Genomic DNA, 17051 nt, shown 5'->3' with positions numbered 1-17051 from the left:
AGCTGCAAGGTTACAAATGCTTCATATGGTTCGGAGCACGGTTGCAGGCTTCTGACCCAGCACGCGCCATGTGCCGGCCAGACCGAATCCAACGGTTAGAACGAGTGCCACAGCCACCGTCATCAGCGCGACGTCCGGCAAGAACTGCGCCTTCAGCTTCATGACTTCAACCACCACATACCAGCCAGCAACGCCGCCTGCGACCAGCGCAAATACCGCTGTTGCAAGGCCCAGAAGCATATATTCAACAATATAGGCTGCAATCAGCGTGCCGCGCGTGGCACCCAGCGTTTTCAGCACAACCGCATCGTGAACGCGGGCGCGGTTGCCTGCAGCCAGAGCACCGCCCAATACCAGAACAGAAGCCGCAAGAGCGATGGATGCAGCAGCCCGAATTGCCGTTGCAAGCTGGCTGATCAGATCATTCGCCACATCCAGCGCATCAGTCACGCTGACGGTCGTAACCGCTGGCCATGTTTTTGTAACCTGTCGCAGGACATCGGGCGCCAGGTTCTTCTGACCATCAGGAATTGTAAGCGTTGCTAGCCATGTGGCAGGCGCACCGGCAAAAGTGTTCGGCGAAAACACCATGACGAAATTCATCGCCAGTGTTTCCCATTGTAACTGCCGGAAGCTTGCAATCTTGGCATTGATGTTACGGCCAAGCACATTGACCGTAACCGTATCGCCAAGCTTCAACCCAAGCTCCTTGCCTTCACGTTCTGCGAAAGAAACAAGCGGCTCGCCGGAGTAATTTTCGGGCCACCATTCGCCTTCGGTCAGCGTCGAATTTTCTGGAACTTTGTCAGCAAAGGTAATGCCACGGTCGCCACGCAGGACCCAGGCTGCTTCCGGTGGAATGGTCATGTCACGAACATTCGTGCCGTTAAAAGCGACGATACGACCGCGTAGCATCGGACCGGAGGTGAGTTTGCCATCCGGGACAATGCCGCTCACAAGCTTGGTGAAATCACCGATGTCATTGTTCTGAATATCGACAAAGAAAAAGTCCGGAGCCTGTGCCGGAATATTCTCCGTCACCTGACGCCGCAGATTACCATCAATGAGCGCAATCGCCACCATCAGCGTGAGGCCAAGTCCAAGCGAAAGCACCACGGATGGTGTCAGCGCGCCAGGTCGATAAATATTGCCAACTGCAAGCCGAACTGCTGTTGAACGCGTACGCGGTGCGCGACGTGCGAGCCAGCGGATACCGTCCGCGACCAGCCGCAAAACACCAAAGGCCGCAATCGAAGATATGATGAAGATCGCAGCAATCCGTCGATCATAAGCGACGTAAAGTGCCAAGCCTGCCAAAACAGCAATCAGCAAAACAGCGAGCGTTAGATAAAGTAGTGGCGGTAATCCACGTTGTTCAAAGCCCTGTTCGCGAAATAGCGCCGTTGCCGGAATTTCACGGGCACGACCAAGCGGGATAATCGCAAAGGCAAGCGTCGTGATGAGACCGAAAACTGCCGCCAAAGCTAGCGCTTGCGGGAAGAAACCGCCGCCACCTGCAACGGGCAGATAATTGGCAAGCGCCAAAGCAGCTGCATATGGGATGATCGCGGCAAGCACCAGACCAAGTATGATGCCGATAAGGCCAATCACCATGATCTGCACGAGATAGACCAGCACTGCAAAACGTGCAGGTGCACCCAATGATTTAAACGTCGCAATCACGCCACGCTTGCCATCAAGATAGGCACGCACAGCATTTGCGACACCAACGCCGCCAACAATAAGCGCCGTCAGGCCCACCAGTGTGAGAAACTGCGAGAAGCGTTCGATATTTGCGGTCAGAGCCGGGGCTGCGTTGTTGCGTGAGCGGATATTCCAGCCTGCATCCGGAAAATCTGTAGCTGCACGGGTGCGAAGCTCAGCAATTGCGGAATCGGGTGCACCATCCGGCAATGCCACCTTATAAATATGGTCGACAAGGCTTCCGGGCTGGATCAACCCAGACGCTCGAAGCCCATCCATCGAAACCAGAAAACGCGGCGCAAAATTAAAGCCCGACGACAGAAGATCGGGTTCGCTTTCGATCAATGCACGCAGCTCAAAAGTTTCAGAACCAAGCAAAACTTTCGTTCCAAGCTGGACGCCCATGCGGTTGAGAAAATCCTGACTGACAGCGGCGCCATAGGCACCATTCTGCTGTTTCGTCATGTCATCAAGCGAAAGCTCAGGTGCTACTTTCAATGCGCCATAAAGCGGATAGGCGGCATCAACCGCCTTCACTTCAACCAGCGACTGATCGGAGCCATCCGGCAGACGTGCCATGGAGCGCATCGTGGCACTTTCGGCAACCTTGCCCTGCGGGTCTATGAAAGCGCGCTCGTCGGCACTTGCCTCGCGCTGATTAAGCGCAAAGCTGACATCGCCGCCAAGAATACTCTGGCCTTCGACTGCAATCCCTGTGCTGACCGAACGTGCAACTGAATTCACGCCACCAATCGCTGCGACACCCAAGGCGATACAGGCCAGAAAGATATAAAATCCGGAGAGCCCGCCACGCATTTCACGCAATGCAAAGCGGAGAGCGAGAGAGAAGGAAGCAAACTTGCTCATCGGCCTGCTCATTCGCCAGCCACCGCTGTTTCAAGCGCAGTCTCTTTTCGGACTGGCTCCTCAATACGGCCAGAACGCACCGGAATTTCCTGATCGCATCGTGCGGCAAGCGATGGATCATGCGTGACAAGGACCATCGTCAATCCGTTTTCACGCTGCTTGGAAAACAACAAATCGGTAATCTGACGACCTGTAGCCGTGTCGAGATTTCCCGTCGGCTCATCGGCAATCAGGATTTTGGGGCTTGGCGCAAGCGCACGGGCAATGGCCACGCGCTGCTGTTCACCACCCGAAAGTTCTGACGGATAATGCGTGAGGCGTTCGCCAAGACCAACAGCGCGCAATTCACGTTCGGCCACCTCAAAAGCATCCTTGCGCCCGGCAAGCTCCAGAGGGACGGCGACATTTTCCAATGCGGTCATATTCGGGATGAGGTGGAAGGACTGGAAAACGATACCGATATTGGCGCCACGAAAAGCGGCAGCCTGATCCTCGGTCATTTGGCTGATGGTTTCACCAGCAATCTTGACCGTTCCCTGGTCGATATGCTCAAGACCGGCCAGAACCATCAAAAGTGTGGACTTGCCCGAACCTGATGGTCCGACGATGCCAACAGACATCCCTTGGGCAATTGAAAGCGAGACGCCTTTGAGCACATGTACGGATGATGCCGCATGTCCCAGAGTCAGATGAACATTCTCAAGCTCGATGATCGGGCCATGATTTAGCGAAGTCACCTGTTCCGTCACGCGTTTTTCTTCCTATATGAATATTCAAGGCCAGAGCGCGCCACAAATTTGAACTTGTTTTGCGCCAGAAATTGAAGAGAAGTCCTCTGGGCGATTTGCCCACCTTTGCTAGATATGGGTTGCTAACGATGCGTTTCAAACTCTCGATCCCGGTATGGCTATCGATTTTTGTCATAGCTGCGTCTTTTATTGCTACCGGTGCGCGTGCGCAGGAAGATCCGACCGGTCTTGAAGATGCTTTGCCGACCGAACAGCTTGCACAGGTCAAGATCGTTGGCTTTGGCGACAGTCTGATGGCGGGCTATCTTCTGCCTTCTAACGCCGCCTTCCCGCAGCAGCTTGAAAAAGCGCTGGACGCCAAAGGTTATGAAGTCAGCATCGAGAATGCCGGCGTGTCTGGCGACACCACCACCGGCGGGCTTGCGCGCATTGACTGGTCGATCCCAGATGGCACCAATCTGGTCATCCTGGAACTGGGTGCCAATGATGCGCTGCGCGGTATTTCCCCCGACATTACCGAGAAAAATCTCGATGAAATGCTGTCGCGCCTCAAGACACGCGGCATTTCCGTTATCCTTGCAGGCATGATGGCACCACCCAATATGGGCAAGGATTACGCCGAGAAATTCAACCCGATTTACCCGAAGCTTGCACAGAAATATGGCGTGCCGCTTTATCCATTCTTCCTCGACGGCGTTGCCACGCAAAAGGGGCTGCTGCTCGAAGACGGAATGCATCCGAATGAAAAGGGCGTTGAAACAATGGTCACCAATTTCATGCCGGTGATCGAGAAAGCCCTGAAAGCTGAACAAAAGACGGGGACATCGGGCGGCTGACACAATCAGGAGGCATAAACAGCTTGCTCAAAACAGCGAAGAATGATTCGCTGAGAGTTGCATCGGTAAGGGAAAAAGATTCGTTTTTCTGATGATCGATGCATAGGCACTCTAACTCAGAGCGTCCTCCCGTGGCTTAGACCACACGACGCTCTGGCGCAGAACGATTCGAGGAGGATGCTTTATGCCGCGTCTCTTTACTGCCCTCGAAATCCCGCGCGACGCCGCGCTTTCGCTCTCGTTATTACGAGGCGGCCTCCCCGGCGCACGCTGGATTGATGTCGAAAATTACCACATAACCCTGCGTTTTATCGGAGATGTGGAAGGCCATGTGGCCGACGAGGTTGCCAATGCGCTTGATCGCGTGCGGCGCCCCGAATTCATGCTCAACCTGTCAGGTGTCGATGCTTTCGGTTCCAAGAAGCCGCACAGCATCTATGCGGGCGTATCCCCCTCGCCTGAACTCAACGCATTGCAAGGCGAAATCGAACGCATTTGCCAGCGGCTTCGCATTCCCGCCGATCCGCGTAAATTCACACCCCATGTGACTTTGGCACGGCTGCGAAATCCGCACATTGCGGATGTCGTGCATTATCTCTCATCTCGCGGCAATTTCTCGACGATGCCGTTTAAGGTGAGCCGCTTCGTGCTGATGTCTTCACGCGATTCTGTCGGCGGCGGACCTTATGTCGTCGAGGAAGCCTGGCCTTTGATGGCCGTTTCACGCCAGAACTGGTCGGCAAGCGCCTTTGATGAGGCCAGAACCATCCGGTAAACCTGTTCGAAATCCCCGATATCTCCATAGTAAGGATCGGGGATTTCAACGGCTTTTCCTTCTGCAATTTCGGTGAAAAGCCCGATACGAGCGCTAGCATTTGCAGGCTGTCTTTGAGCGATCATGCGCATGTTATAGCGATCCATCCCAAGGATGAGATCAAAACGCGTAAAGTCGCCCGGCGTCAGCTGGCGGCAGCGTTGCTCGGAAATATCTAGACCATGTTTCGCTGCAACACGGATCGAACGATCATCCGGCTCTTCGCCGGTGTGGTAGCCATTTGTGCCCGCCGAATCGATCAGCACATGATCAATGCGACGCTCAGCCAGAACCTGAGCCATCACGCCTTCCGCAAGCGGCGAACGGCAGATATTGCCTGCACAGACAAATAGAATACTGGTCGGGGCTGATTGGGTCACGGAACTCTCGCGGCTATGATAAGTTAGAGCTGAATAGCCAACAACATAGGCAAAAGACAATGGCACGCAACAGGCTGACTGATGACGAACTGAAACAGGCACTTGGCGAGCTTACTGGCTGGCAGAAGGTCGATGACCGCGAAGCAATCAGCAAAAGTTTTAAATTCAAGGACTTCAACGCGGCGTTCGGCTTCATGGTCCGAGCAGCACTTTATGCCGAAAAGCTTGACCATCACCCCGAATGGTTCAATGTTTATAATCGTGTCGATGTCACGCTATCGACCCACAGCGAGAACGGAATCACCGAGTTGGACATCAAGCTTGCTCGCAAGATGAACGCGCTGATTTAGAACGATCAAACTTTTGAAATATAAACGATTATCGGCTTTTTCTGATGTGTGAAATTGCCTTCGCGATTTCGTCCCATATAAGGGAGCGCTTTGGTTAGATCGATACGATCACTCCAGTTCTGACCGAGCGTTCTGCCATTGATGCTGCGAATGTAGATGTCACCGACCGCAACGGCTGAATGAAAAATGTGGCCCGCTTTCACGTCGTAGAAGCCAATCGCCCGCCCGTATGGAAGCGCCGAATAGCCGTTCCACAATTCACCGGCTTTGAAATTCAGTAGCGGAATCCAGTTTTGGCCCGATGTGCCGCGTAACGTGTGCTCGGAAATACCTGCCCCCAGCAGAAAACGCATATAGGCGGTGATGTCGTAGCAAATGCCATCCTTCACATCGATGGTGACATGATCGCTAATGTCCTGAGCCGCCGCCAGCTGATGGCCGCGATAGAACTGGCTTGACCGGTCACTGCGCACAAAATTTTCGCCATAGCCGGTGAAATGCATCAACGTTCTCCAATCAACCAGAGCATGTCGCGCTTAATCCTAGTTACCGCGCTCGCTCTATATCTTTATTTTTATGCATGTCTTTATCGGAAAACCGGTTCCCACTTTTCCGCGACATGCTTTAAGCTCGTTCACGCAGGCAAATCAGGCCGAAACCCGATTTTTCTGGAATCCATATTTTGTTGATTTCAGAGGCTTTTTGTAGCTGACGGTTCATGCAGGAAATGCGTTCCGACTTGAAAGCTGGATGCAATATTCCCATTTCCAATGCTATTGTGGCCTTGCATTCGGCTTACTGGAGATTGCCCAAACATGGATAGCGTCAAGATTGATGAAATCCTGGAGCCCGGCAATGAAGGCGATTTCAATGATCGCAGCGAACGGGTGAAAAAAGGATTCTGGAAGACCGCACGTCGTGCCGGTCGCATGGTTCCGTTTATGGATGAGGTTGTGGCCGCCTATTATTGCGCGCTCGACCAGAACACGCCGACGCGTGTGCGCATGACACTGATGACAGCACTCGCCTATTTCGTTCTGCCCTTCGATGTCATCCCCGATATGCTGGTTGGCATTGGTTTCACCGATGACATTGCAGTGCTCATGGCGGCATTGACTGCTGTTCGCACACATATAACGCCCGCCCATAGAATCGCAGCCCGTGAGGCTCTTCGCGACGACGGTGAGGCTGCTTAAAGCGGCCTCTCCCCTTCACAGCTTTGTTATGGGGCGACATCACGATCATCGTGCATTGACGCAATATGACAAACTCTTGCCGCTTTCTTTTGGATGAAGTTGGCAACGGGATCGCGGGGACTTAGGTCTACTCGTTCAAGTTTTCTTTCAAAACTTCACCGTTTGGTAACCCAGATTAAGGCACATTAAGGGTCACTAAACGGGACGGCGTGATGAACGGCGACATCCCGATATTCGACTTTGAAGCAAACGAAAGAGAACCGGTAAAAAACCATGCTTGGAAAATCGATCGTCGCGGCTTCGGTGTTTACGATTGCAATGGCGGGTTCGGCACTCGCCCAGACACCGACCCAGATTAAGCAGTTCGACGCCTGGGGCGCCTATAGCTATCAGTCAGGCAATGGCAAGGTTTGCTATGTCCTGTCCGTTCCGACGCAGAAAGCGCCTGCTAACGTTGATCATGGCGATAACTTCTTCCTCGTGAGCCAGAAGCCAGGACAGAACGTCAGCTTTGAACCACAGTTCATGGCCGGTTATGAGCTGAATACCAATGCGAATGCCAAGGTTATCGTGACTATCGGCAACCGCAATTTCACGATGTTCGTCAATGGCAAATCCGGCTGGATGGAAAATGCAGCGGAAGAGCCACAGCTGATCGCAGCAATGCGCGGCGGTTCGGACATGAAGGTGCAGGCACAGTCCAAGCGCGGCACCAAGACCAATTACACCTATTCGCTAAAGGGCATTTCGGCAGCGCTCGCAGCCATTCAGAAGTGCAAATAAGCCAATCGGTTCGAGTTAAATTATTAAGCCGGGGCTCCGCTCCGGCTTTTCTTTTTGACGTTGTATTGTCACTTATGAATGCCTGCCGCGACAGACTGCGGGATGACGGATCACATATTGTGTGCTATGAGCGCGCGCAACAGGCTCGCATTTCAGATGAACGAGCCCATATATCCATGCAACAGATCGTGTTTACCGGCGCGCTTTATGCGGCGCCCTCAACAGTTGAAAACATATGTCCATTTCGTTCGACCTAACCATTGATGATACGCGCGACCAGCTTGCCCGCCATGTGCGCGCAAACATGGAGCAGAAGCCGTCGCTCATAGGCATGTCGCGCGAGGAAATGGCTGATGAGCTGATCAAGGTTGGCGTTCTGCCAAAGCAGGTCAAGATGCGCATTGCGCAGCTCTGGCACTGGCTGTACGTGCGCGGCGTTTCCGACTTTGCCGATATGCGCAACATTTCCAAGGATCTGCGCGCGCTTCTGGCGCAGCATTTCACTATTGCGCGCCCGGAAGTGGTTGAAGAACAAATCTCGCAGGATGGAACGCGCAAATGGCTGTTCCGCTTCCCACCACGCGGTGCCGGACGCCCTGTCGAAATCGAATGCGTTTATATTCCTGAAGAAGGCCGTGGCACGCTTTGCATTTCTTCTCAGGTTGGCTGCACGCTTACCTGCTCCTTCTGCCACACTGGCACACAGAAGCTGGTTCGCAATCTGACATCAGAAGAAATTCTGGCGCAGCTGTTGACGGCGCGTGATCGTCTTGGTGATTTCCCGGATACCGACACACCGGATGGCGCTATCGTGCCTGCTGAAGGGCGCAAGATCACCAACATCGTCATGATGGGCATGGGTGAGCCGCTTTATAACTTCGAGGAAGTGAAGAAGGCTCTCCTGATTGCATCCGATGGTGATGGGCTGGCGCTTTCCAAGCGTCGTATCACGCTTTCGACCTCTGGAGTTGTGCCGGAAATCTATCGCACTGGTGAAGAAATCGGCGTGATGCTGGCGATCTCGCTGCATGCCGTGCGCGACGAACTGCGCGATCTTCTGGTGCCGATCAACAAGAAATATCCGCTGGAACAGCTGATCAAGGCTTGCCGTGAATATCCCGGCCTGTCGAATGCCAAGCGCATCACCTTTGAATATGTGATGCTCAAGGACATCAATGACAGCATGGAAGACGCCAAGCTGCTGGTGAAGCTGCTGCGCGGTATTCCGGCCAAGATCAATCTCATTCCGTTCAACCCATGGCCGGGCACCAACTACCAGTGCTCCGACTGGGAACATATTGAACGCTTCGCCGATTATGTGAATGCGGCAGGCTACGCTTCGCCGATCCGCACGCCACGCGGCCGCGATATTCTGGCGGCCTGTGGTCAGTTGAAGTCGGAATCAGAACGTATGCGCAAGACAGAACGTCTGGCGCTTGAAGCGATGATGATCGCCGGACACGGTGAGTAATTTACGAGGACTAAGCGCGGTTGACTGATACGTTCGATTATATCTCGCGTTTTGTTGTTATTGTTTTCGGCTATTGCGTAGCCGTTCTGGCCGCCGGATTCTTTCTGGCGGCCATTCTGTATAGCCAGATCGATGTGCTCGGTTATGCGCTTTCCGATCCGTTCTTTCAGGATGTTTTCAACGAGATTCGCGACGCCTGGGATATGACCGGCTTTTATGCGGCGGTTCTGATAGGTGGCCCTGTACTGGCCACAATGGCGGGTGGTTTCAGCTTTTTCCCGGCAGTGGTGCTGATCGTGATCAGCGAAGTGCGTGGCTGGAAATCATCCCTGCCCTATTGCATTGGCGGACTTGTGATTGGCCTGCTGGGAGTGGGCGCTGGGTCACTACTTGCTGTCGCTGATCAACAGATTGCTGCAAGTATCGTTCTTCTGACCGGCGCCTTTGCATGTTCAGGCATCGTCGGCGGCTTCGTCTACTGGCTGATTGCCGGTCGCAACGCCGGGCGATTTTTAGAGCGCATCCCGAAAAGTGTGAAACGGTTTTCGGACAAAGATGCGCGGTAAAAAAATAAGTTAGAGCGCTGATCTGATCCAATCAGATCAAAACGCGCTCTAACGGACCGGCTGCGTAATTTCACTTTGCCTGTGCGGTGATAATTTTCAGCGCAAAAGCCGAGAAGACGCCCGCAAAAAGCCAATCGACAATTCGCGTAACAGTTGGATTCTTCTTGAGAAGACCGGCGAACTTGTCGGCTGCAACCACCATTGGAATGGTGAAAGGCAGTGCCAGCGGAATGAAGGACAATCCCAGAAAGAACAGCTTTCCCATCGCATGAGGATCATGTGCCGAAACGAACTGCGGCAGGAAGGTCATGTTGAACAGGATGATCTTTGGATTGAGCAGGTTGATGCCAAGTCCGGTCGCCCAGTTCTGAACCAAAGTGTGCTTCTTGCCGCCATTCTTTTCCGGTGAAAATGCCGAACCTTTGCGGATGGCCTGTACTGCAAGCCAAACGAGATAGACCGCACCCACCACCTTCAATGCGGTGAAGGCTGCAGGCGAAGCGAGGATGAGCGCTGAAAGTCCAAGTGCTACCATGCTCGTATGCACAACAATGCCGGTGCTTGCGCCTGCCATACAGGCAAAACCAGCGGCCTTGCCTTCAGAAAGCGCTCGACCGACAAAAAGCGTCATGTCCGGGCCGGGGGTGATGGATAAAATTGCAGTAGCGATCACGAACTGGACGAAGATGGTCCATTCGGGAATGAAGGTCAGGTTTGTCAGAAAAGACATCGAAAGGCACTCCGAGAATTCGCGGCAAGCTAACGCGAATTCAATTGCGCCGCCATAGGATTCTTTTAGCCGTCTCAGCGTCCCATATTTATGCGTAGGCAACCCACCCGCGATAGGTGAAAGATGCATAAAAAAGGCTCAGATCCTTGAAGCCCGCACCACGTATCAGCGCCTCATCCTGTCGCGGCGTAAGAATATGCAAACGCTCATTGATCGCTGTACCGGCTTTTACTGCACTTGCCATATCGACACCGGAATCATTCAAAAAGGCAGAATAGCGTGACAACCACAAAGCTCGCTCATCGGCACTGCCCTGCTCAAAACTGAAATGTGCCATGATAAATGGTGCGCCGGGTTTCAGGCGGCGATGGATGTCTGAAAGAGTTTGTTTGCGCGTTTTCTCATCCAGAAAATGCATGGTCAGCAAACAGACTGCTCCATCAAATGGCCCGAGAGCTGAGCTATCGATATAACCTTCATGGAAGTTCACACGAGCTGCATTGGTGCCAAGGTTTTGCCGCGCCAATTGAAGCATTTCTGCGGAAGGGTCGACACCTTCAAAGGTCCAATGCGGGTGATTTTCCGCAAAGAGCTTGAGTTCAAGACCACCGCCCGCACCCAACACCAGAATGCTTGCAGTATCGGACACGGTTTCGGCAAGCAGCAAACGCGTCATGCGCTGCATATCCCGAAATCCCGGCACAGCTTTCGGCGGCCCTTCTGCGTAACGTGCTACGACCTGCGGATCGGTAAATGGATTGTCAGAATTAATCATGTAACTTTTATAGTTACAAATCAAAGTGACAGTCAAGACTGTCCATAATGGCAGATGATGCTTTCTTTTCGCTGACAAAGTGCCATCCGGCTTGCGCGCCGCTTAGCAACTGATAAAAGAACTGCAACATCCTGTTCTACGGCCCTTTGGGCCACAATCGCATCTCAGACGGAAGTGAACTATGAGCAAGCTGAAAGACGTTAAAAAGGTCGTTCTCGCCTATTCTGGCGGTCTCGACACCTCGATCATCCTGAAATGGTTGCAGACTGAGCTTAACGCAGAAGTCGTCACCTTTACCGCCGATCTCGGCCAGGGCGAAGAACTTGAACCAGCACGCAAGAAGGCCGAAATGCTGGGTATCAAGGAAATTTTCGTTGAGGATGTGCGCGAAGAATTCGTGCGCGATTTCGTCTTCCCGATGTTCCGCGCCAACGCCGTCTATGAAGGCGTCTATTTGCTCGGCACTTCGATTGCCCGTCCGCTGATCTCCAAGCACCTGATTGAAATCGCCAAGAAGACCGGCGCTGACGCAATTGCGCACGGCGCGACCGGCAAGGGCAATGATCAGGTTCGCTTCGAGCTTTCCGCATATGCGCTGAACCCGGACATCAAGATCATCGCTCCATGGCGCGACTGGTCGTTCAAGAGCCGCACGCATCTGCTCGAATTTGCTGAACAGCACCAGATTCCGGTCGCGAAAGACAAGAAGGGCGAAGCGCCATTCTCGGTTGACGCAAACCTGCTGCACTCTTCGTCTGAAGGCAAGGTTCTGGAAGATCCGGCGATCGAAGCGCCTGAATATGTGCATATGCGCACGATTTCGCCAGAAACCGCCCCGGATACACCAACCATCATCAAGATTGGCTTTGAAAAGGGTGATGCGGTTTCGATCAATGGCGAACGTCTGTCGCCTGCAACGCTGCTTGCCAAGCTCAACGATTATGGTCGTGACAACGGCATTGGTCGTCTTGACCTCGTTGAAAACCGCTTCGTCGGCATGAAATCGCGCGGCGTCTATGAAACGCCAGGTGGCACGATCCTGTTGGCAGCACACCGCGCCATCGAATCGATCACGCTCGATCGTGGTGCGGCGCACCTCAAGGATGAGCTGATGCCACGATATGCGGAACTCATCTATTACGGTTTCTGGTTCTCGCCAGAACGCGAAATGCTGCAGGCCGCTATCGATCTCAGCCAGCGTCACGTCGAAGGTGAAGTCACACTCAAGCTCTATAAGGGCAATGTGATTGTGACCGGTCGTGAATCGGACAAGTCGCTCTATTCCGACAAGCTCGTGACGTTTGAAGACGATCAGGGCGCCTATGACCAGAAGGACGCAGCAGGCTTCATCAAGCTCAATGCACTTCGTCTGCGCACTTTGGCTGCACGCGACCGTCGCTAAGCTTTTTAAAACACGGAAAAAGCCCGCCTTTCGGCGGGCTTTTTCTTTTAAAACGCAAACGGAGCGTGAGCCGTGTTTCTCTATCTTGCGATGCCTCTTTGCATTCTGCTCGGGATTTATCTGCTGGTCCGATGCATTTCCATTCTGTGGGGCATCATCATGCCAGCGATCCGTCATCGCTTTAGAGCCGACAGCCGGCCACATGTCTTTCATTTGCCAAAAGCGGGACAGTACACAGTCAGCATCGTCTTTCCACCACTGACGATTATTTCAGGGATCGCATATTTCTCTGCGCAATTTGCAATCAGAGAGCGCGAGAGCGGTGCAGCAATCGCCTATCGTTCCACAAGCCGTTCGCTGCTCAGCGTCAGACGCACGGATATGCGCGGCTATGCTTCTCATGCTCTTGGCAATTTTGAATGCATGACACCCGGCGGTTACGAGATAACCTGTCTCACGCCTGAAAAAATCAGGCCAGAATTTCAGCTCGAAATCTCGCCTTATGTTTCGTTTCTGAAACTCGTTCCTGCAATCTTAGGGACAATTATAGCAAGCGGAATGAGCATCGGCGGAACGATTATCTTCGTGCTCTTGCTGGCAGACAAAATTTGATAATGTCAGACCGCGTTTCGGATTGCTGCAAGCATCTTTTCTTCGCCGGGGCGCAAGGTCAGCACGCGAACGCCATTCGACGTGACAGCGACGGTATGTTCAAACTGCGCTGACAATTTTCCATCGCGCGTCACAACTGTCCAACCGTCTTTTTCGGTCTTTACCTTGGCTGTGCCCTGATTGAGCATCGGCTCGATGGTGAACACCATGCCTTCACGCAGACGCTCACCCGTACCCGGCTTGCCGAAGTGCAGAACCTGCGGCTCCTCATGCATTTCACGACCAATGCCATGGCCGCAATATTCACGAACCACGCTGTAATCATGACGTTTTGCATGACGCTCGATAGCATAGCCAATATCGCCCAGCGTAGCGCCGGGACGCACGGCAGCAATGCCCTTCCATAGCGCCTCATAGGTCACACGCACCAAACGCGAAGCAAAGAGAGCCACTTCACCGACCATATAGGTTTTGCTGGAATCAGCGATATAGCCGTCCTTCTCAAGGGTAATGTCGAAATTGATGATCTCACCATTTTCGATGACTTCGCTATCCGATGGCATTCCATGGCAGACGACTTCATTCCTTGAGGCATTGAGCACATAAGGAAAATCATACTGCCCTTTACTTGCAGGCCGCGCCTGTAATTCGCGGGTGATATAATCCTCAACCAGATCATTGACCTGCATCGTAGTCAGGCCAGCAAGCGGTGTGTGATCGAGAAGTGTAAAAACGGACGCCAGCAGCGCGCCTGAAGCCGCCATTTTTTCCACCTCGGCAGGTGTCTTTGTCATGATGACTGCACCACCAGAACGGGAAGCTCGACCTGTGCCGCGCGCAACTGCATCTGTACGATTTCATTGAAGGACAGTTCCGGATTTGCCTGTGCCAGCATACCGATTTTCATCCAGTATTCAGCCTGCGCATTGATCGAACGGCACATGACATCACTTGCCTTGCGCAATTCCTCATGCAGTTCATCGCTGATTTTTACGATACCCATAATACTTTCCAGTTCAATATATATGAAACATATATAAACCGTATATCGAAGCCTATCAAGACGCCCAATCTCAGTGAGCTGATCTAAACCATTTGCTTTTAGTATGGCGCCATATTATATGGCGACATATGGAAATTATTGAGCAAAAACATCACGCCCTTCTGGGTGAACTGGAACGCCGCAGCAGTCCGTCTGCTGACGCGCTTAAAACCTGTTTTGAAATCCTGTCGCTTGCCGCTGCAATTGACCACGATTGTGCCAACAGGCTTGCCCCCCACAAGCTTTCCGAAGGCAAGTTTGTTCTGTTGTTTCTTTTGCAGAATGTGCCTGATGGCCTTTCACCACACGAGCTTTCAGAGCGTGCTGGCGTGACACGCGCGACCATTACCGGCCTGCTTGATGGCTTGGAACGCGATGGCTTTCTCAAGCGCCATGCGGACACGCAGGATCGCCGCAAACTGACGATCAGGCTGACATCCGAAGGAGCGCGATTGGCGCAACAGCTTTTCGTTGAACATACAACATGGATTGCGAGCCTGATGAGCGATCTTTCCGCCGATGAACAATCAGTGCTCAGCACATTGCTGCGCCGTATTTTCAGTCGCACGGATGCGGGACGAAAGCCATGAGCAAATCGCCGTTGAAAATTTCCGATATCTCGGCTGATCGACTTTCTGAGTTACACAGCGGAGCGGTTGAAACGACCGTACTGACCGAATGTCTGGCGATTAACTTTGCGAGCCTCATGCAAAACGCATTTCCGGCTATTGGTCAGGTCGCCTTGCAGGGAATACATGAAGCCAAGGATCTTGGCATTTCACGACGCATGATGATGGCAGCACAGATTTTGCTCGCAAACTCTGGCGGTCAAGTAATCAATTCTCTGAGTATCCATCCGTCAGATACCGTGCGCGGCTGGGCCTGTTTTGCCATCGGTCAGCTACAAAGCCTTTCTCTTGCAGAACGTCTGAAGCTCATACGCCCGCTCGCAGATGATCTACATTTTGGCGTGCGCGAATGGGCATGGCTCGGTCTTCGCGAGCATATTTCTTCTGAGATTGACCAGACGATCCAACTGCTTACGCCATGGACTGCCGATCCGTCCCCCTATATCCGGCGATTTGCCTGCGAAGCCACCCGCCCGCGTGGCGTTTGGTCGGCACATATCAAAAGCCTGAAAGAAGCCCCTGAAAAGGCTTTGTCAATTCTGACACCACTTCGCGCCGATCCCGCACCTTATGTGCAGGATTCGGTCGCCAACTGGCTCAATGATGCAGCCAAAAGCCGACCCGAATGGGTCAAGGCGCTTTGCGCTGACTGGCTTGAAGCAAGCACAAATCCCGCGACTGCACGTATCTGCAAACGCGCACTCCGTTCCTTTTCTAAATAACATCCCGGAAACGACATGACCCATTATCTCGCAGAACTCTATTCACCCAAGGCAAGCTGGCTGGCACTTGATCTTGAAGGCAGGCAGGCTTTCTTTGAAAAGGTCGGTGCTGGCATGGGCGGTCTGGCCGAACGTGGTATCGAGGCTCTGGCCCTCGGCCCTATTAACCCAACCAAACCTTATGCGCCGAAGCAAAGCTTTTTTGCGATTTGGCGCTTCCCGGATGAGATGGCTCTCGACATGCTGATTGCCGGAATCACCGCCACCGGTTGGCATGATTATTTTGATACCGTCAATGCGGCAGGTGCTGGCACCGATCTTGGTGGCCATCTCGCCCAACTGGCGGGCGTGCCTTTCAAAGAAGCCGCCTGATCTGATCAACCATGACCGTAGATGCTTCCTTTCAGAGTGCTATCTGAGAGGAAGCATTTTTCTTATCCACACATCCTCACAGCTGATCCCGCTTGACTCTTTGCGGACTCGATTCAATACTAGAACATAAAGTGAACATATAGCATTCCAATAAAAGCGTGAGGCAGTTTCACGTCTGGAATTGCATCCTTACAAACACAGGGTTTTGAACGTGAGCGGCATCGACATCACGGCGTTGCGGCGCATGGTTACGGCCATCGAAGGCAATGTCTCACAGGCAAGTTTTACAGACGAGACCGAAACAGGCTGCGGACGTGCAGGCAGTTTCACACTCGGCCTTGCCGGAGCTGATGATGCTTTTCCGCATGGCCTGAGAGGCGATGCACTGCATGAGGTTTTTGCTGAAAACCCCGGCGCGCATATGGCCGCTACCGGTTTCGCGCTGGCGATGGCTTTGCGTGCATCCCCTTCAAGAAGACCAGTCATCTGGATTGAGGAAGAAAGCGCCTCAAGCGAATATGGCGGGCTTTATCCACCGGGGCTTCATGCCTTCGGAATCAATCCATCACGGCTGTTAATCGTGCGCTGCCCCACCGCTCAAGATGTTTTAAAAGCAGCGAATGATGCGCTTGAAGAGGCAAGTGGCAAGGCTTCGAACCTCATTTCCGGCGTGGTCGCCTCGGTGAGCGGCCAGCCGAAATGTCTCGACCTGACCGCCTCGCGTCGCCTGCTTCTGGCAACCGAAACCGCACACTTGCCTGTCATCCTGCTCAGAAGCCACCAAACAGGCGTGCAGAGCGCTGCCGTCAGCCGCTGGCGGGTGGCACCTGCATCCTCCCGCTCCAGCGGCGCGAATGCACCCGGAAAGCCGGTTTTTTCCGCAATTCTGGAACGCAATCGACACGGCACCTGTGGGCAATGGATCATGGAATGGAACAATGAAACCCTCGAATTTGGAACAGCCGAACAGAACGGCAGATCGCGTGTTCCTCGCCCTCTGGTTTCCGTTTCTGCCGACCGACCGGCTTCGCAACAACATTCAGCATGATGG

General features: G+C 53.2%; 21 protein-coding genes. 13 read left to right on the top strand and 8 right to left on the bottom strand.

Annotation, left to right across the window (positions count from 1 at the left end):
• Positions 1 to 21: 21 nt before the first annotated feature.
• Together CEV34_RS07835 and CEV34_RS07830 are read right to left on the bottom strand one after the other, a co-directional pair.
• Complete coding sequence (locus CEV34_RS07835; RefSeq protein WP_007873082.1) at positions 22 to 2571, bottom strand: ABC transporter permease; 2550 nt, start codon at positions 2569 to 2571, stop codon at positions 22 to 24.
• An 8-nt stretch (positions 2572 to 2579) separates the two neighbouring features.
• A complete protein-coding gene (locus tag CEV34_RS07830; RefSeq protein WP_374891500.1) occupies positions 2580 to 3308 on the bottom strand; it encodes an ABC transporter ATP-binding protein in 729 nt (242 codons plus the stop codon).
• A gap of 140 nt (positions 3309 to 3448) precedes the next feature.
• On the opposite strand from CEV34_RS07830, the gene CEV34_RS07825 reads away from it, so the two are divergent.
• Positions 3449 to 4156 (top strand): arylesterase, encoded by a 708-nt coding sequence (locus CEV34_RS07825; protein ID WP_007873077.1) that lies wholly within the window; start codon positions 3449 to 3451, stop codon positions 4154 to 4156.
• A 184-nt stretch (positions 4157 to 4340) separates the two neighbouring features.
• Positions 4341 to 4931: an RNA 2',3'-cyclic phosphodiesterase gene (gene thpR, locus CEV34_RS07820; RefSeq protein WP_007873075.1), complete on the top strand. Its 591-nt coding sequence runs from the start codon at positions 4341 to 4343 to the stop codon at positions 4929 to 4931.
• Here the strand turns inward: thpR and CEV34_RS07815 are convergent.
• Complete coding sequence (locus tag CEV34_RS07815; protein ID WP_235819023.1) at positions 4841 to 5350, bottom strand: low molecular weight protein-tyrosine-phosphatase; 510 nt, start codon at positions 5348 to 5350, stop codon at positions 4841 to 4843. The two genes, thpR and CEV34_RS07815, sit on opposite strands and share 91 nt — an antisense overlap.
• Positions 5351 to 5409: 59 nt before the next feature.
• Between CEV34_RS07815 and CEV34_RS07810 the strand changes: the two genes are divergently transcribed.
• Positions 5410 to 5700, top strand: coding sequence for a 4a-hydroxytetrahydrobiopterin dehydratase (locus CEV34_RS07810; protein WP_007873070.1), 291 nt, complete (start codon positions 5410 to 5412; stop codon positions 5698 to 5700).
• 5 nt (positions 5701 to 5705) lie between these two features.
• Here the strand turns inward: CEV34_RS07810 and CEV34_RS07805 are convergent, their stop codons facing one another.
• A complete protein-coding gene (locus tag CEV34_RS07805) occupies positions 5706 to 6203 on the bottom strand; it encodes a hypothetical protein (RefSeq protein ID WP_007873067.1) in 498 nt (165 codons plus the stop codon).
• Positions 6204 to 6515: 312 nt separating this feature from the next.
• Here CEV34_RS07805 and CEV34_RS07800 point away from each other — a divergent pair, with 312 nt between their 5' ends.
• The 4 genes from CEV34_RS07800 to CEV34_RS07785 all read left to right on the top strand — a co-directional run bounded on the left by CEV34_RS07800 (position 6516) and on the right by CEV34_RS07785 (position 9716).
• Entirely contained in the window at positions 6516 to 6896 is a 381-nt protein-coding gene (locus CEV34_RS07800; protein ID WP_007873065.1) for a YkvA family protein, read from the top strand.
• 273 nt (positions 6897 to 7169) lie between these two features.
• A complete protein-coding gene (locus CEV34_RS07795) occupies positions 7170 to 7679 on the top strand; it encodes an invasion associated locus B family protein (RefSeq protein WP_064320026.1) in 510 nt (169 codons plus the stop codon).
• Positions 7680 to 7914: 235 nt separating this feature from the next.
• Positions 7915 to 9150 (top strand): dual-specificity RNA methyltransferase RlmN, encoded by a 1236-nt coding sequence (gene rlmN, locus CEV34_RS07790; RefSeq protein WP_007873063.1) that lies wholly within the window; start codon positions 7915 to 7917, stop codon positions 9148 to 9150.
• Between the two features lie 20 nt (positions 9151 to 9170).
• On the top strand, positions 9171 to 9716 hold the full coding sequence (locus tag CEV34_RS07785) for a hypothetical protein (RefSeq protein ID WP_007873061.1): 546 nt from the start codon (positions 9171 to 9173) through the stop codon (positions 9714 to 9716).
• Between the two features lie 70 nt (positions 9717 to 9786).
• On the opposite strand, the gene CEV34_RS07780 is transcribed toward CEV34_RS07785, so the two are convergent.
• Both CEV34_RS07780 and CEV34_RS07775 read right to left on the bottom strand, forming a co-directional pair.
• The gene (locus tag CEV34_RS07780; RefSeq protein ID WP_007873059.1) at positions 9787 to 10446 is read right to left on the bottom strand and encodes a LysE family translocator; all 660 of its coding nucleotides are present in this window, start codon (positions 10444 to 10446) and stop codon (positions 9787 to 9789) included.
• Between the two features lie 88 nt (positions 10447 to 10534).
• Positions 10535 to 11221 carry a class I SAM-dependent methyltransferase gene (locus CEV34_RS07775; RefSeq protein WP_007873051.1) on the bottom strand — a complete coding sequence of 229 codons (687 nt, stop codon included), beginning with the start codon at positions 11219 to 11221 and terminating at the stop codon, positions 10535 to 10537.
• 181 nt (positions 11222 to 11402) lie between these two features.
• Between CEV34_RS07775 and CEV34_RS07770 the strand changes: the two genes are divergently transcribed.
• On the top strand, positions 11403 to 12623 hold the full coding sequence (locus CEV34_RS07770; protein ID WP_007873048.1) for an argininosuccinate synthase: 1221 nt from the start codon (positions 11403 to 11405) through the stop codon (positions 12621 to 12623).
• Between the two features lie 72 nt (positions 12624 to 12695).
• The gene (locus tag CEV34_RS07765; RefSeq protein WP_007873047.1) at positions 12696 to 13235 is read left to right on the top strand and encodes a hypothetical protein; all 540 of its coding nucleotides are present in this window, start codon (positions 12696 to 12698) and stop codon (positions 13233 to 13235) included.
• Between the two features lie 5 nt (positions 13236 to 13240).
• Here CEV34_RS07765 and map read toward each other — a convergent pair whose 3' ends face one another.
• Together map and CEV34_RS07755 are read right to left on the bottom strand one after the other, a co-directional pair.
• Positions 13241 to 14029 carry a type I methionyl aminopeptidase gene (gene map, locus CEV34_RS07760; protein ID WP_007873045.1) on the bottom strand — a complete coding sequence of 263 codons (789 nt, stop codon included), beginning with the start codon at positions 14027 to 14029 and terminating at the stop codon, positions 13241 to 13243.
• Complete coding sequence (locus CEV34_RS07755) at positions 14026 to 14238, bottom strand: ParD-like family protein (RefSeq protein WP_007873043.1); 213 nt, start codon at positions 14236 to 14238, stop codon at positions 14026 to 14028. The genes map and CEV34_RS07755 overlap by 4 nt, the downstream gene beginning before the upstream one ends.
• Positions 14239 to 14366: 128 nt before the next feature.
• Between CEV34_RS07755 and CEV34_RS07750 the strand changes: the two genes are divergently transcribed.
• The 4 genes from CEV34_RS07750 to CEV34_RS07735 all read left to right on the top strand — a co-directional run bounded on the left by CEV34_RS07750 (position 14367) and on the right by CEV34_RS07735 (position 17048).
• Complete coding sequence (locus CEV34_RS07750; protein ID WP_007873037.1) at positions 14367 to 14867, top strand: MarR family winged helix-turn-helix transcriptional regulator; 501 nt, start codon at positions 14367 to 14369, stop codon at positions 14865 to 14867.
• A complete protein-coding gene (locus CEV34_RS07745) occupies positions 14864 to 15628 on the top strand; it encodes a DNA alkylation repair protein (RefSeq protein ID WP_007873035.1) in 765 nt (254 codons plus the stop codon). Before CEV34_RS07750 ends, CEV34_RS07745 begins: the two co-directional genes overlap by 4 nt.
• Positions 15629 to 15643: 15 nt before the next feature.
• Complete coding sequence (locus CEV34_RS07740) at positions 15644 to 16000, top strand: DUF6616 family protein (protein WP_007873034.1); 357 nt, start codon at positions 15644 to 15646, stop codon at positions 15998 to 16000.
• Between the two features lie 211 nt (positions 16001 to 16211).
• Complete coding sequence (locus tag CEV34_RS07735; RefSeq protein WP_007873033.1) at positions 16212 to 17048, top strand: ImuA family protein; 837 nt, start codon at positions 16212 to 16214, stop codon at positions 17046 to 17048.
• The last annotated feature ends 3 nt before the right edge of the window (positions 17049 to 17051 follow it).

Source organism: Brucella pseudogrignonensis, assembly GCF_002252525.1.
Classification (GTDB): Bacteria; Pseudomonadota; Alphaproteobacteria; order Rhizobiales; family Rhizobiaceae; genus Brucella; species Brucella pseudogrignonensis.
This window is presented reverse-complemented; position numbering and strand designations above follow the sequence as displayed.